Origin of the sequence: Deinococcus aquatilis DSM 23025 (assembly GCF_000378445.1) — a bacterium.
Lineage (GTDB): Bacteria > Deinococcota > Deinococci > Deinococcales > Deinococcaceae > Deinococcus > Deinococcus aquatilis.
In genome coordinates this window covers 72,433-87,599 of the sequence record NZ_KB899699.1, presented here as the reverse complement: position 1 = coordinate 87,599, position 15,167 = coordinate 72,433, and the positions used below count along the sequence as shown (strand labels likewise).

The following is a 15,167-nucleotide window of genomic DNA, read 5'->3' as shown; positions in this document are numbered from 1 at the left end:
TCTCCTTGGTGTTGGGCGCGGTGGTGTTTCCTCCGGCCACGAGGAGATGATGCGGGCGGGCGGTTAAACCGGGGCTAATGACACGGCGTCAAATTCAGAGAGGAGGACGGGCAACCAAAAGCGGGTGGCGTCAGGAGACAGGGAGGTGGGGTTTGATATGCTGCGGCGCTTTGAGACGCTTGGCCCTTCCTCAGAAGTTCTGGTCGCACCTGTTGGCGTGGCCGGGAGCACTGACGCTGCTGTCGGTGTTGGCCGTGCTGCTGGGATCGCCGCCGCACCTGCCCGACGCCGCCGCACGGATGTCGGCAGGCAGTATCGCGCCCGTCCTGCCAGAGCTGCGGCCCGCGCCTCAGCCCTCGGCAGGTGCCCCCACGCTGATGCCCGCGCCCGCCGAACCGTTCGTGCTGCCGCGTGCGCCGTACGGTGTGGTGGCGGCGCTTGCTGCATGGGAAGAACCGCTTCAAAGGGTTGACCTGAATATGTTGGGCAGACGGCAAACAGACGGGGCCTGAAACGGGTGTGTATTTTTCCAACAGCCCACAACCCACGCCCTACATCCCACCTCAGGAGTCTTCCCTGTGACCTACAGCAACAACCGAAATAACCGAAACAAACGCCCCAATTCACGCAAAGCAGCGCCCAGTGGCGCAAACCGCTGGACTGGCCTGCTGCTGCTGCTGGCCCTGCTGGGCAGCCTGCTGTATATCTGGCGGCCCTGGGAACACCGCAACAACCTCTGGACCGTCTGGAACGACCAATATCAGTTCATTACGCTGGGACTCGACCTCAAGGGCGGCCTGAGAATAGAACTGGCCCCCGAAAGTGGGACGGCCACCCGCGAAGACCTCGACCGCGTGAAAACCGTGATCGAGAACCGAATCAACGCGCTGGGCGTGGCCGAACCCACCGTAACAGTCAGCGGTGGCAAGCGCGTGGTCGTAGAAATCCCCGGAGCCACGCCCGCCGTGCAGCAGCGTGCCCGCGAAATTATCCAGCGCACCGCCCGTTTGGAATTCCGCATCGTGCAGCAGGGCGCACAGCCCGACGCCGCCGCGCGGGAAAAGAATCCCCGTTCGGGCGGCTATACGCTGGCACAACTGGGGCCAATCGAGGCCACCGGCGAGGTTATCGCCAATGCATCCTCGGCCACCGACCAGCAGGGGCAATGGGTCGTGACCTTCCAGAACACCGATAAAGGCGCGGCCACCTTTGGCGACTTTACGGGCAAAAACGTGAACCGCCTGATGGCCGTGGTGCTGGACGACCAGATTCAGAGCGTGGCGACCATTCAGCAGCGCCTCTTCCGTGACGTGCAGATCAGCGGCAACTTCACGCCCGAAGAAGCCAGCCAGTTGGCACTGGTGCTGAAGTCGGGTGCCCTGCCCATCAAGATCAAGACCGAAGCCGAACGCTCGATTGGGCCAACGCTGGGAGCCGACGCCATCCGCAGCGGCGCGATTGCCGCAGTGGTGGGCATCGGGCTGGTCTTCGTCATGCTGTTCTTCTATTACGGCCTGTGGTTCGGCCTCGTGGGCGCACTGGGCCTGCTGTTTTCCAGCATCGTGATTCTGGGTATTCTGGGCGGACTGGGTTCCACCCTGACCCTGCCGGGGATCGCCGGATTGGTGCTGACCATCGGCGCGGCAGTGGACGGCAACGTGATTTCCTTCGAGCGAATCAAGGAAGAATTGCAGCGCGGCAAGGGAATCAAGAACGCCATCGGCACGGGCTACGAGCATTCCACCCTCACCATTCTGGATGTGAACGCCTCGCATTTGCTGTCGGCGTTGGCGCTTTACAACTATTCCAGCGGCCCTGTGAAGGGCTTTGCCGTCACGCTGATGATCGGCGTCATCGCCTCGACCTTCTCCAACCTGCTGTTTGCCAAATGGGGTATGCAGTGGCTGGCGCAGCGCAAACCCAACATGGGTGCGCCGCAGTGGATCAAGGCCACCAACATCAACTTCATCAAGGCCGCGCCGATCATCACCACCCTCAGCGTGCTGCTGGCAATCGCGGGCGGCGCGGTACTGGGCACCAAGGGCCTGAATTACGGCGTGGACTTTATCAGCGGCACCACGCTGGCGATCAAAACCAGTGGCGCGACCACCACCGAGCAGGTGCGTTCAGCCGTGGCGGGTGCAGGACTGGGCAAAGTCACCGCCCAGAGCGCCAGCATCCAGCGCGACATCACGCCGGGGGTGGGCGGCGCGACCTACACGGTCAAGGTGCCTCAGCTCACCAGCACCGAGGTTCAGACCCTCACCGGGGCCATCACCAAACTGCCGCAGGGTGAGGTTCAGTCCAGCGAAACGGTGGGGCCAGCCGTGGGCAAAGAGCTGACCGACAACACCATCCGGGCCGTGCTGCTGGGCCTCGGATTGATTCTGGTGTACGTGGGCTTCCGCTTCGATTTCATCATGGGTCTGGGCAGCATCGTGGCCGTGCTGCACGACGTCGCCATCGTGATGGGCCTGTACTCGCTGCTGGGGCTGGAGTTTACGATTGCCAGCGTCGCCGCCCTGCTGACCCTGATCGGATATTCGCTCAACGATTCCATCATCGTGTCTGACCGAATCCGCGAGAACATCAAGGAAATGCGCGGTAAGAGCTACCGCGAGATCGTGAATACGTCGATCAACCAGACGCTCTCACGCACAGTCATGACCTCGATCAGCACCATGCTGCCGCTCGTCAGCCTGCTGATTTTCGGCGGCCCCGTGCTGCGCGATTTCAGCCTCGTGCTGCTGGTGGGCATCATCATCGGTACGTACTCCAGCATCTACATCGTGGCCCCGCTGGTGGTCTTCTTTGAAGAATGGAACCGCAAGCGCAAGCTGGGCGAGGGCGCAGTCAAGGCCTGAGCTACACCACAACAGAGGCGCACCCGTTGCAAGGTGCGCCTCTATTTTTATGCTTTATTTGACCTTGACTGCCTTACTCACCGGCTGCTTTTTCACCCACTTCACGAACTTGATCACGCCCTCGTTTTCGCTGAGGGCTTCCAGGGTGCTGTACGGCCCCGACAGATCGGCATTGGAGAAGGTGCTGTGGACATAGCCGTGACAGGCCGAACACAGGCCCACCGTGGGCAGGTCCTGCACTTTCATGCCTTTGCGGCGGCCCTGAAGCACAGGCATCAGGTGATGCTGGGTCAGCGTGGGCGTTTCGCGTCCGCAGAGGGCACAGACCAGCGGTTCGGCTTCGGGAAGAGGTTCGGGCCAGGTGGATTCGGAGTTACGGCGTGCCATGAGTGCAGAGTACGGCACCGGGGCCAGAGGAAAGCGGCGTCCCTCGTCTGGGTACGCCGCTTTGTTTGTTCTTCTGTTTGCTGTTCCTACAATCTACAGCCCACGCCCCACAGCCTAAATCAGCGTATTGCGCCCGCGCCGTGCAGAGGCCGCGCCGCCCAAAACCACCAGAAGGGCTGCTGCCAGCGCTACCGCGATCACCACGGTGTTGACTTCCGGGCGGGCCGCGTACACGCCATAAAACGACCACAGCAACACCACCGCAAAGGCGTAATCGCGGAAGCGGGCCAGAAAGAACACGCCGATGAGGGCCGCGATGACCACCAGCACCGCCGACCATGCCTGAGCACCCAGCCCCAGCAGGCCCTGAGTCACGCCGATGCTGACCAGAAAGGCGGTGATGTTGGCGATGGTCGCCACGCTGATCCAGCCCAGGTAGAGGCTGGCAGGCAGTTGAAGGGTCAGGAGTTCCGCGCCCTGTGGCTTGAGGCCGCGTACCGTGAGGTACAACCAGATCAGGCTCAGCAGCAGGGCCAGCATGATGCCCACGCTCAGGCCGAAATTCAGGCTCTGGAAGGCCAGCAGCCACGACACATTCAGCAGGTTGCCCAGCAGGAAAGGCCAGAATAGACGGTCATGGCGCGGACCACGCTGGGCGGGCAAAGCCTGATACACCGCGAAGGCCAGCAAACCCAGAAAAATCGGCCCCCAGATGGCAAAGGTCAGGCCAGCCGGGGTAAAGGCGTTGGGCAGGCTGTCACTGACCTCGCCGTTGCTGTTGCCGAACAGGGGCAGGGCGTTGCTGAGGTAATTCATCACCAGGGTCAACAGGGTTGCCAGCAAAAGCGTGAGTTGTCTGGGAAGTCCGGTCATGGGCGCATGGTAAACAGAACCAATCGACCAAGGATGTCAGAAAGGGCAGCATTCTGGGCAGTGGCGATTTAGGGAATCTTGATGAAGCCAGTTCGCCTCAAGCCGACGCTGAAGGCTGCCGCCGCCAACGGAACCAAAGAGCGAGACTGCCGCCCCAGCAGACCGAGGACCAAAGTACCTGCGGCCAGTTGCCGGGTCAGGCGCAGGTGGTCGTCATCGAGGCGGTGCCTACCGTGGTCAGCGGTGCTGGAAATGCGTTCGGGCGTGACCAGGGTGGCGGCCAATCCCAGGGCGGCGAGGCTGAGCAGATCGGCAGCCACGCTGCGGCCCTGCCCCGGCCTGAGGGCGGGCGCAAGGGCGGGAGCCAGCGTCAGGGCGGCGGCTTGCGGCGGCACATGGCCCGACAGCGCCAGAGCCAGACCGGGCACGAAGGCCGAGAACCTCTCCCCCGTCAGGGCCGCCAGACCTGCCTGCACGCCCAGCGCCATTTCATCTGAGGGGGTAGGCGCCTGACCGGTGGTGCCCGCCAGGACGCGCAGCCCACTCATGACGCCCATTCCGGCCAGAGGATTGACCGGGCCGCCGATCAGGGCCACGAACGCGGCCAACGGAAGCGCGGCGTTGGCGGTATCGGGATGGTCGGGGTCCAGCTCGCGGGCGGTGGCCCACGCGGTAAATCCGGCCCCACCGATGCCGAGGCTGGCAGGCCAACTGCGCCCCGACAGCCGCGCTGCCAATGTGCCCACCAGCAGTCCGGCCACAGCAAAGCGGTTGGAGGGCACCGCCGGATCGAGAGGACGGGCCAGCGCCGATGGAGGCGGGCGCGACGGGGCAGAAATAGACATAGCCCACGCTACTCCCCAGACCCCACAGGAGCAGGCCGCGTGAGCGTTGGCTCAAGTCGGCGCACCCGCCTCAGGTCGTGTATTCCGCGTTGATGCTCACGTATTCGGCGCTGAGGTCACAGCCCCATGCTTCACCCACCGCGCTGCCAACGCCCAAGTTCACCTCGAACACCACTTCTTCGGCCTTCATGCTGGCGCTGACGGTGGCCGCGTCGTAGGGCAGGGGGCGGCCGGCAAACACGGGCGTGCCCTGCACCGAGACCGTCATTTTTTCTATGTTCACGCCTGCACCGCTGCGGCCCACGGCCATGATCACGCGGCCCCAGTTGGGGTCGTTGCCGTGCAGGGCACTCTTGAGCAGCGGGCTGACGCAGCAGGTGCGGGCGGCGGCCAGAGCTTCGGCTTCGGTGGCGGCTCCGCTCACGCGCACGGTCAGCAGCTTGGTGGCTCCCTCGCCATCGGCAGCGATCTGGCGGGCAAGATCGCGCATCACGCCTTCCAGAGCAGCCAGAAATTCGGCGCTGTCCACGGCCCCGGCCTGTCCGTTTGCCAGCACGAGGGCCATATCGTTGGTGCTCGTGTCGCCGTCCACGGTCACGGCATTGAAGGTGCGGTTGACGATGGCCCCGAAGGCTGCCCGCAGCGCCGCTTGATCGACCTGTGCGTCAGTGAAGGCAAAGGCGAACATGGTCGCCATATCGGGGTGAATCATGCCGCTGCCCTTGGCGGTGCCGACGATGCGTGCGCCTGTGGACAACGTAACAGAAGCCGTTTTGGGCACCAGATCGGTGGTCATGATGGCCGCCGCGAAGGGGTCGGCTTCCGGCGACAGGTCTTCGGGCAGGTGCTCCACGCCGCTCAGCACCCGGTCCATCGGCAGCAGGTGGCCGATGATGCCGGTACTGGCGGTCAGAATGGCGTCCTGATCCACGTTCAGCACGCTGCCCAGCGCGTCGGCTATGTCGGCGTTGTCGCTGGCTCCGCGTTTGCCGGTGGCGGCGTTGGCGTTTCCGGCATTGACCACCAGGGCACGCACGGGGCCGCCCGATGCGTACACCTCGCGGTTGCGCGTGACGCAGGCGGCGGCGGTGGTGCTGCGCGTGCCTGCAAAAGCCCAGGCACAGTCGCTGTCCGAGACCACACAACTCAAATCTGTTTTGCCACTCGGCTTGATGCCCGCCGCGATAGCCGCCGCCTGAAAACCTTTGGGAAACTGCATGGAGGGAAGTTTAGAGCAAGGGCGCGGGGTAAATATGGGGGCTGCTCAGACGGTCAATCGCAGGCTCGATCTCACAAGAATGAAGGATATAGAGGTTCATCGGTGTACGGAACACCGGCAAGAGAGAGGCTGATCGTACAGACTGTGCGTCCACGTCTAAACCAGTTCCGCAGGACACCCGCAGACTTGTGAAACAGGCTTATTCTGCGCCACTGCATCGCCGTAGAACTACTCAGCGAAACTCTGCGAATCTGTTCAAACTAAATCCACCCAGATGGGGGTTCAAGCGAATTCGCTATTCTGCCTATCTGGTCAGCAAGGAAGTTGGCATAAATGCGGCTCTATACTTTCTACACATGACAGCCCAGACCGGAAGCACGGCAATACCAGCAGACGTGATCATCGTGGGGGCGGGTTCGGGTGGCTGCGTACTGGCGCGGCGGTTGCTGGACGCCGGGGCACGGGTGCTGCTGCTGGAGGCGGGCGGCTCCGACACCCAACCTGGCACGGGCCTGCTGATCCGTGCGCCTGCGGCCTTTCCCAAACTGTTCAAAACGGGCGTGGACTGGGCCTTTGAAACCGTAGAACAGCCTCACGCGGGCGGACGGCGCTTTTTCTGGCCGCGTGGCAAGGTGTTGGGCGGCAGCAGCGCCATCAATGCCACCATCTATATCCGGGGATCGAAGGATGATTTCGACGGCTGGGGCGAGGGCTGGCGCTGGAAAGACGTGCTGCCTGCCTTCCGGGGCATCGAAAAGTTTACCGGTGAAGCGGGCGAGTTTCGGGGCGGGGCGGGAGAACTGGCGGTCGGCCACCGGGCGGCGTCCCACGACCTCAGTCACGCCTTCGTGCAGGCGGCCAGCAGCGTTCTCGGTGTGCCTGCGGTGTCCAGTTTCAATCACGGCACACTGGAAGGTGCGGGGATTCTGGAAAGCAACCACCACAAAGGCGAGCGACAGAGTGCGTTCCGGGCCTTTCTGCGGCCTGTGCTGAACCACCCGAATCTCACGGTGCTGACCGGGGCACAGGTGCTGGAAATCTTGTGGGAAGGCACGCGGGCCGTGGGCGTGCGGCTGCGCTGGCAGGGGCGTACGCTGGACGCTCCGGCGGGAGGCGTGGTGCTGGCGGCGGGCGCGATTCAGACGCCACAGTTGCTGATGCTGTCGGGAGTGGGGCCAGAGGCGGAACTGAAACGGCATGGAATCGGTGTGCGCGTGAATCTGCCGGGCGTGGGCGAGGGGTTGCAGGATCATCTGGCTGTTCCCGTCATCTTCAGGTCAAAGGTGCAGTCACTGGACGGCGGCTCGGAAGGGGCAGCGTTTGCGCAGTGGCTTCTGAACCGCACCGGGCCGCTTGCCAGCAACATTGCCGAGGCGAGTGCTTTCGTGCGTTCTGCGCCGGATCTGCCCCATGCTGACCTGCAATATCACTTTGGCCCGGCCTACTTCCGCGATCACGGCTTTCAGCGGGCCGACGGCTGGCATTTTACGGTCGGCCCAGTGTTGGTGGAGCCGTACAGCAGCGGGCGCATCGGCCTCAGCAGCGCTGATCCTCTGGCCGCGCCGCGTATCGACCCGCAGTATCTGAGTGATGAACGCGACGTCCGGGCGCTAGTGTCGGGCATCCGGCAGGCACGGGAAATTGCGGCGGGTGAGGGGCTAAGACAGGTCAATGCGGGAGAGGCGTTGCCGGGCAGGGCGCTGGACTCGGACGCGGAGTTGGCCGAATTCGTGCGGCAGGAATGCGCCACGCTCTATCACCCGGTGGGAACGGCTGCGCTTGGAGACGGAGACGGCGCGGTGGTCAACCGCCAGTTGGGGGTACACGGCACGCAGGGGTTGTGGGTAGCCGACGCTTCGGTGATGCCGCGCATCATTCACGCCAATACCAATGCCACCAGCATGATGATCGGGGCACGCGCCGCCGACTTTGTGGGCAAAACCACATGATTCAGACCGTCAGTTGATCCGTTTTTGATGGGAATCGCACGTTCCTCACCCGCGATTCATGAGGAGACACGCCAGTTTGAGTAGGGTAAAGGGACATGAAGCAAGTGCTCCTCTCCCTGACCCTGATGATGGGCCTCGCGTTCGCCGCGCCCGTCAACCTTCCCAATCTGCCGGTAACGGTAGAGCCGAACGCCAAATTAGCAGAACTCAACCAGTCGTTCCTGCAGACGACCTTCCCCAACCCGGCCACCCGTCCGGCCTATGTCTTCATCACCGAAGACCGCAAAGTCACGGTGGCTTTCGAGTGGCGTGAAAGCAGACTGGCTGCCAGCGAAATCGAAGGCCTGGTCGCGCAGTTTCCTGCCGTTATCCGTTCTCAGGTAACAGGCATCAAATCGCTGAAGGCCAATCTGATGCAGTTCGGGGGCGGCTCCTGGGCACAGTTCGTGTTCACCACCCCCGGCAAGGGCGATGACCAGCGCCGTGAGTTGCTTGTCACCAGTGCGGGCAACCGGATGTTGGTCGTGACCATTTCCGGCAATGTGAAGGACTACAGCAAGAACGAAGCGGTGGTCCGGAATCTGGCGAACAGCATCCGCGTCAACTGAATCAGTCGTCGTTGAGGAAGGCCACCCCAGCAGTCAGGGGTGGTTTTCTCATGCTGCTGGTGACTTCACACATGACCTTGGAAGCCGATTGACGCCCTTTCAGTTTCTGGTTGAAGCTGTTCTCTGGTGTCATGTAGATCTGGAAAACTGCGTGTTGGAGCGACCCAAGCCAGAAGGATCATTTCGCTGAGGCCAAATGTCAACACTCTGACCAAATGTTCTGTTATTCTTTAGGAGTGGATCAGCTGGGCGCGATACTCAGGTCAGATAAGTGCAGAAATAATCTCCTGTAGAGCTGCCTGAGCCACACGCCGACCGCGTTGGACGGCATAACAGGCAAGTTCAGAGAGTTCAGAGTAAAGCTGCCGAGTCTGATCTCACTTGGCTGCATAAAGAGATGCTAAAGCGAGTCAGATAGCTGACCAAACGTTTCAATTGGCATTTTCCGCAATTTATCAGGTACAGAATGGCAATATTCGGTGCCGGAGTGACCGGCCTAACACTTCTTTTCTGCGTATCGTTTCCCTTGAGACGCAAACTTTAGAGAAGAGGAAGAGTTGAACTGAACCGAGCACCACTGTTGTGTACAATTTTCGTGGTTAAATAGAACGACGTGTTAGATTTATCCGATTCGCAATGTATTGAAACCCCATGCACTGTTGCAGCGAGGGGCGGCGTGCTGAGTGAAACGGGCGAATGGCGCGGCCAGAGCGTGTTTATCAAGACCCTCCTGACCTCGGACCCCGATATTCGGGAACGCTTTGGACATGAAGGCCAGATCGCCGCCATGCTGGATCACCCTCTGGTGGTCCCCCTGCTGGCCCGCACTCCTACTCAATTGCTGTTTCCTTTTATTCCAGGCGGTACGTTGCGGGATCTGGCGCTCTGCGGCCCCCTGTCGGCAGATGAAACGAGCGCTGTGGCAATGGGCGTGCTGCACGCCGCTGCCCACCTGCATTCGCGGGGCGTCACCCATCAAGACCTCAAGCCGGAGAATGTGTTGCTGATGCGGGGGCCATTACGGGCCGACTCGGTGCGGGTCATCGACTTCGGCATGAGCCACGCCCGTACCCTGCCCCGTGATATCCACAGCGGTACGCGCATGGGCACACCACACTTTATGGCTCCAGAACAGTTTAAAGGCGTGCGGGGCGACCCCCGCAGCGACCTGTATTCCGTGGCCGTTCTGATGTTCGACTGCCTGGCTGGGCATCCACCCTATGAGGATGCCCTGGGCTGGCTGGCTGGCATCCACGAGCGCCGTGCCGCTCTGCCCGGCCCGCCTGAACTGCACCCGGTGATGCTGGCGGCCCTAGACCGCGATCCTGATGGACGTCCAGACAGCGCCTGCGAAATGCTGCGGCAGTTGTGGGCAGCGCGGCGTCAACTGGGTTTTTCCTCTGGCGGGCCATATGAAACTGCGGTAATCGAGGGAATGACCGTCGGGGAAATCGCTTGAGCCTGCTCGTGTTTACTGGCAACCGCTTTCTGGCCGAGGAAACGCTCCGCGACACCCTGATGGCACGTGGCCTGAACCCCCGTGAATTGCCCCGCATGGGCGGCGATGACGTGACCGCTGAGGCGCTGCGCCCCCACCTCTCGCCCGGCCTGTTCGGTGACGGCGGCGTGATCGTGGATTTTGACGGCGTAAAGCCTGATAAAGCACTTCTGGAGCTGCTTGCTTCAGCAGAGGTGACTGTTGCCATTCTGGACGAAGCGCCGCCTGCCACCCGCCTGAAGGTGTACAGCGTGGGTGAGCAGATCGCGTCGGCGGCTCCAGCCAAAACGGGCGATGTGGCGGGCTGGGTGACCGTGCGGGCCAAGAAAATGGGCCTGAAACTGGACAGAGACGCGGCCCTGTATCTGGCCGAGGTGTTTGGCTCCGACCTCGCAGGTATCGCTTCTGAACTGACCAAACTCACACTGATCGACGGGCCGTTTGCAAGGGACGCTGTGCAACGTGTCGTGGGGCGCGAACCCCCCGGCGACAGCTTCGCCATGTTGGGTGCGGCCACGGCTGGGCGTCCGGGCGAGGCCGTGATGCAACTTCGCCGCCTGATCGCCTCGGGCGAAGATCCCTTCAAGTTGATGGGCGCGGTGGTGTGGCAATACGCGCTAGTGGCCCGCTGCGTGGCGCTGCTTCAGGAGGAGGGCCGCATCACTGAGGCCGCCGCTGCACAACGCCTGGGCGTCAAACCCTACCCGGCGAAAAAGGCACTGGATGTGGCCCGGCGTCTGAACGAAGGCAAGATTCGCGCCCATCTGAGCCGGATTCTGGATGCCGATCTGGCAATGAAGCGCGGGCTGGATGCGGGTGTGACGATGGAACGGCTGATGGTGCAATTGAGTTTGTAGCGCCGGTGGTTTGAGGCAAATGCAAAATTACAATGGCTGATGGTTGGTTTTGTTATTCCAAACTAACTCTTGGTGGGCAATGTGCTGAGCTGTCCATCTCTCCTCTGCCCGACTCTTATTGGTTATTCCCTACTAACGCACCCCCTTGTGCCTTGCCTACGCGCATACATATCCGGTTGCCGACTGCGCTTCTGAACGGCTTCAAATCTGGTAGATTGGACTCAGTTCAAAACCTTCTCTCCTCCCCATCCCTCTAGGAGTGCCTCATGGATTTCACCCTGTCTGACGAGCAACGCCAATTACAGCAACTTGCCCGCGATTTTGCCCGCAAAGAAATTATTCCTATCGCCTCAGAGTACGACCAGCGCGAGGAATTGCCCTGGCAGGTGGTCGAAAAGGCTTTTGAAGTGGGCCTGCTGAATGCCGCCATCCCCGAGCACGCGGGCGGGCTGGGACTGGGCATGTTCGATGAATGCCTGATCGGTGAGGAACTGGCCTACGGCTGTATGGGCATCTACACCATTCTGATGGCCTCAGAACTGGGCATCACGCCGATTCTGGTGGGCGGCACCGAGGAGCAGCAGCAGCGGTTCCTGGGGCCGATGACCGAGAAAGCCAGCCTCGCAGCATTCGCCCTCAGCGAACCCAACAACGGTTCCGATGCTGCCGCCATGCACACTACAGCCGTACTGGACGGAGATGAATGGGTCATCAATGGTACCAAGATGTGGATCAGCAACGGCGGCATGGCCGAAGTAACGGTGGTCTTTGCCACCACAGATCGTCAGGGCGGCCATAAGGCCAGCGTCGCGCTGGTTGTTCCCAGAGACGCCCCCGGCTTCAGCTACAACAAGATCAAGCACAAGATGGGCCAGCGGGCCAGTCTGACCAGCGAACTGGTCTTTGAAAACGTGCGTGTGCCGCGTGAAAACCAGTTGGGCGGCCTGGGCGACGGCTTCAAGATCGCCATGAAGACGCTCGACAAGACCCGGATTCCGGTGGCGGCAGGCTCGGTGGGCATTGCGCGGCGGGCGCTGGACGAATCGGTCAAGTATGCCAAGGCGCGGGAAGCCTTCGGCAAACCGATTTCCACCTTCCAGGCCATTCAGTTCAAGATCGCGGAAATGGCAATGGGCATTGAAACAGGCCGCCTGATGTACCAGAAAGCTGCCTGGCTGGTCGATCAGGGGCAGACGCACGGCTTCGAGAGTGCGATTGCCAAGGCCTACTGTTCCGAGATGGCCTTCGACGCCGCCAACGAAGCGATTCAGGTTCACGGCGGATACGGCTACGTGGGCGAATATCCGGTAGAAAAACTGCTGCGTGATGTCAAACTCAACCAGATTTACGAGGGAACCAACGAAATTCAGCGCGTGGTGATCAGCCGTCAACTGCTGAAGTAAAGCCGTAAAGCTTGAGGGGTGGGCCGTGAACTGCAAAGGTAGTCACGGCCCACCACCTATTGCCCGGAGCTTTGCCCCACATTGTCAGCCTTCCCGCGCCACACGCTGCCTGCGCCGCCTATGCTGTATGCATGAGTTACGGCGATCTGGCAGGCAAAACAGTACTGGTCACGGGGGCCACCAACGGCATTGGACTGGTGACGGCACGGGAGCTGGCGAATAGGGGCGCACGGGTCACGATCGTGGGCCGCGACGCTGCCAAAACCGAGCGGGTGGCGCGGGAAGTGAACGCTGTGGGCACGATCCTGGCCGACCTGAGCGAACTGAGTCAGGTGCGCCGTGCCGCTGCCGAATTTGCGGGCAATCATGACGCGCTGGACGTGCTGATCAACAATGCTGGTGCGTTTTATTCTGCTCGGCAGGAATCACGCGAGGGCATCGAGCTGACCTGGGCGCTCAACCACCTCGCCCCTTTTTTGCTGACGCAAGAACTCCTGCCTCTGCTGCGGGCGACCCCTGGCGCACGGGTCATCACGGTGGCCTCGGCGGCACACGGCATGGGCCGGATTCGTTTCGACGATCCTGAATTCCGCACGGGCTACAGCGGGTGGGCCGCCTACAGCCAGAGCAAACTCGCCAACATTCTGTTTGCACGCGAACTCGCCCGGCGCGAACCAGGACTGCTCAGCAACAGCCTGCACCCCGGCATGGTACGCAGCGGGTTCGCCCACAACAACGGCGGCGCGGCCTCCTTACTGTGGGGCGTGATCGATCGCTTCGCCATCTCGCCGGAAGAGGGAGCCAGAACCACTGTGCATCTGGCAACCGAGGGAGGCGACGGGATCACCGGGCGCTACTACAGCAACAGCCGGGATACGATGCCGACCTCGCAGGCGCTGGACGACGGAGCAGCCGCGCGGCTCTGGGCGCTGAGTGAACGCTATGTGGGTGGGGCAGTTCTGGCAGGCTGAGGCTGACGCGTGGAGCGTCGTTTTATCTGCTCCGCGCCCCTGCACGGTCTAGGCTCCGCTGCCACAGCTCATGGCCTGTTTTTCCCTCACCAGGCCGCGATATGTCCGTCTGTTCGACTTTCCGTGCCGCCTTCCAGCACGCCAGTAACCGGATCGCGGCGAATCATCTGGCCCCGGCCAAACGAGCCGGAATCGAGTTGCACGCGCACGTCGTGGCCGAGAGCAGCCAGAGCGCGTGCGGTGGCGGCGGGCAGGCCGTGTTCGACCTCTACTGTTTTGCCCACCAGCCATTGCCAGCGCGGGGCATCCAGTGCCTGTTGAGGATTCATGCCGTAGCGCACGGTATTCAGCACCACTTGCAGATGGCCCTGCGGCTGCATGAATCCGCCCATAACCCCGAACGGGCCGACAGGTGTGCCGTCTGTGCGGGTCAGGAAACCGGGAATAATCGTGTGGTAGGGGCGGCGTCCAGGGGCAAGGGCGTTGGGATGACCTGCCTGAAGGCTGAAATTGTGGCCCCGATTGTGCAGCGCAATGCCTGTGCCGGGCACGACGACGCCGCTCCCAAAACCCATGTAGTTGCTCTGGATCAGGCTGACCATCTGGCCTTCATCGTCAGCGGTTGCGAGATAAACCGTGCCGCCCGTGCTGGGCGCGTGGGTGCTGGGATCGTGGGCAGCGGAGCCGAGGTAGCTACGGTGGGCAGCAGCATTGACGCTGGACAGCAGATGTGCGGCGTCCACAGGCACATGACGCGGATCACCGATAAACGTGTGTGCGTCGTGAAATCCTCGTTTCATGGCTTCAATCTGTAGATGCAGGCCCACCGGATCGCCGAATTGATCCGGCAGAGGCAGGCCGTCCAGCACATTCAACGCGATCAGGGCGGCAATACCCTGGCCGTTGGGTGGAATCTCGTGAACCCGGTGGCCCATGTAATCTGCAAAAATGGGCGTCACCCATTCGGACCTGTGAGCGGCGAGGTCGGACGAACGCAATAAACCACCTGTGGCGCGGGCATGGGCGTCTATCTGAGCGGCCAGATCGCCCTCATAAAACGACGTGCCGTGTGTGGCGGCAATGGCTTCCAGCGTGCGGGCGTGGGCTTCACTGCCCCATAGGGCACCCGGCGTGGGTGTGAAACCAGCCGGGGCGAAGGTGCGAAACCATTCCTCAAACACAGGCAGGTTCAGACTGCTGTAAATGCGAATGGCCCGCGCCCAGCCTGCCGCCAGCACAGGCGATAGCGGGTAGCCCCCGCGTGCATAGGCAATAGCTGGAGCCAGCACTGCCGCAAAAGGCAGGCGGCCAAAGCGGGCATGTAGGTCGGCCCAGCCGCGCACAGCACCGGGTACGGTCACGGGTGTCCAGCCGTGCCTGGGCATCTGGCCCCTGTGGCGCTCTTCCAGAGCCGTCAGGCTCAGGGCTGCCGGGGCCGCGCCGCTGGCATTCAGGCCGTGCACCTCTCCCCCGGCCCAGACCAGCGCGAACAGGTCGCCGCCGATGCCGTTGCTGGTCGGCTCCAGCACAGTCAGGGCGGCGGCAGTGGCTATAGCTGCATCCACAGCGTTGCCGCCCGCTGCCAGCACGCTCTGGCCCGCCTGCGCCGCCAGCGGTTGCGAGGTCGCTACCATCCCGCGCCGCGCATAGACCGGACGCCTGACGACCGGGAATTCAGGTTGAAATGTCATGC

Annotated in this window: 13 protein-coding genes; 8 read left to right on the top strand and 5 right to left on the bottom strand. The window is 62.3% G+C overall.

Translation table 11 applies throughout. The annotated features are described in order from the left end of the window. Window positions 1-179 precede the first annotated feature (179 nt). Entirely contained in the window at window positions 180-512 is a 333-nt protein-coding gene (locus F561_RS0104475) for a hypothetical protein (protein WP_019008749.1), read from the top strand. 66 nt (window positions 513-578) lie between these two features. Continuing rightward, on the top strand, window positions 579-2,864 hold the full coding sequence (gene secD, locus F561_RS0104470) for a protein translocase subunit SecD (RefSeq protein WP_019008748.1): 2,286 nt from the start codon (window positions 579-581) through the stop codon (window positions 2,862-2,864). Between the two features lie 54 nt (window positions 2,865-2,918). Here secD and F561_RS0104465 read toward each other — a convergent pair whose 3' ends face one another. The 4 genes from F561_RS0104465 to argJ all read right to left on the bottom strand — a co-directional run bounded on the left by F561_RS0104465 (window position 2,919) and on the right by argJ (window position 6,188). Continuing rightward, window positions 2,919-3,251: a hypothetical protein gene (locus F561_RS0104465; RefSeq protein ID WP_019008747.1), complete on the bottom strand. Its 333-nt coding sequence runs from the start codon at window positions 3,249-3,251 to the stop codon at window positions 2,919-2,921. 114 nt (window positions 3,252-3,365) lie between these two features. Continuing rightward, window positions 3,366-4,124 (bottom strand): tryptophan-rich sensory protein, encoded by a 759-nt coding sequence (locus F561_RS0104460; protein ID WP_026298600.1) that lies wholly within the window; start codon window positions 4,122-4,124, stop codon window positions 3,366-3,368. 68 nt (window positions 4,125-4,192) lie between these two features. Beyond that, entirely contained in the window at window positions 4,193-4,969 is a 777-nt protein-coding gene (locus F561_RS0104455; protein WP_019008745.1) for a hypothetical protein, read from the bottom strand. Window positions 4,970-5,039: 70 nt separating this feature from the next. Then, window positions 5,040-6,188 carry a bifunctional glutamate N-acetyltransferase/amino-acid acetyltransferase ArgJ gene (gene argJ / locus F561_RS0104450; protein ID WP_019008744.1) on the bottom strand — a complete coding sequence of 383 codons (1,149 nt, stop codon included), beginning with the start codon at window positions 6,186-6,188 and terminating at the stop codon, window positions 5,040-5,042. Between the two features lie 356 nt (window positions 6,189-6,544). Between argJ and F561_RS0104445 the strand changes: the two genes are divergently transcribed. From F561_RS0104445 to F561_RS0104420, 6 genes are all read left to right on the top strand, one after another. Further along, a complete protein-coding gene (locus tag F561_RS0104445; protein ID WP_019008743.1) occupies window positions 6,545-8,137 on the top strand; it encodes a GMC family oxidoreductase in 1,593 nt (530 codons plus the stop codon). Between the two features lie 95 nt (window positions 8,138-8,232). Then, entirely contained in the window at window positions 8,233-8,745 is a 513-nt protein-coding gene (locus F561_RS0104440; RefSeq protein ID WP_019008742.1) for a hypothetical protein, read from the top strand. Window positions 8,746-9,421: 676 nt separating this feature from the next. Then, window positions 9,422-10,204 carry a protein kinase domain-containing protein gene (locus F561_RS0104435; protein WP_019008741.1) on the top strand — a complete coding sequence of 261 codons (783 nt, stop codon included), beginning with the start codon at window positions 9,422-9,424 and terminating at the stop codon, window positions 10,202-10,204. Beyond that, window positions 10,201-11,100 carry a DNA polymerase III subunit delta gene (gene holA, locus F561_RS0104430; RefSeq protein ID WP_019008740.1) on the top strand — a complete coding sequence of 300 codons (900 nt, stop codon included), beginning with the start codon at window positions 10,201-10,203 and terminating at the stop codon, window positions 11,098-11,100. Before F561_RS0104435 ends, holA begins: the two co-directional genes overlap by 4 nt. A gap of 266 nt (window positions 11,101-11,366) precedes the next feature. Next, window positions 11,367-12,503, top strand: a complete 1,137-nt coding sequence (locus F561_RS0104425) for an acyl-CoA dehydrogenase family protein (RefSeq protein WP_019008739.1) — start codon at window positions 11,367-11,369, stop codon at window positions 12,501-12,503. 131 nt (window positions 12,504-12,634) lie between these two features. Beyond that, window positions 12,635-13,474: an SDR family oxidoreductase gene (locus tag F561_RS0104420; protein ID WP_019008738.1), complete on the top strand. Its 840-nt coding sequence runs from the start codon at window positions 12,635-12,637 to the stop codon at window positions 13,472-13,474. 86 nt (window positions 13,475-13,560) lie between these two features. Here F561_RS0104420 and F561_RS0104415 read toward each other — a convergent pair whose 3' ends face one another. Beyond that, window positions 13,561-15,165: a gamma-glutamyltransferase family protein gene (locus tag F561_RS0104415; protein ID WP_026298599.1), complete on the bottom strand. Its 1,605-nt coding sequence runs from the start codon at window positions 15,163-15,165 to the stop codon at window positions 13,561-13,563. Window positions 15,166-15,167 lie beyond the last annotated feature (2 nt).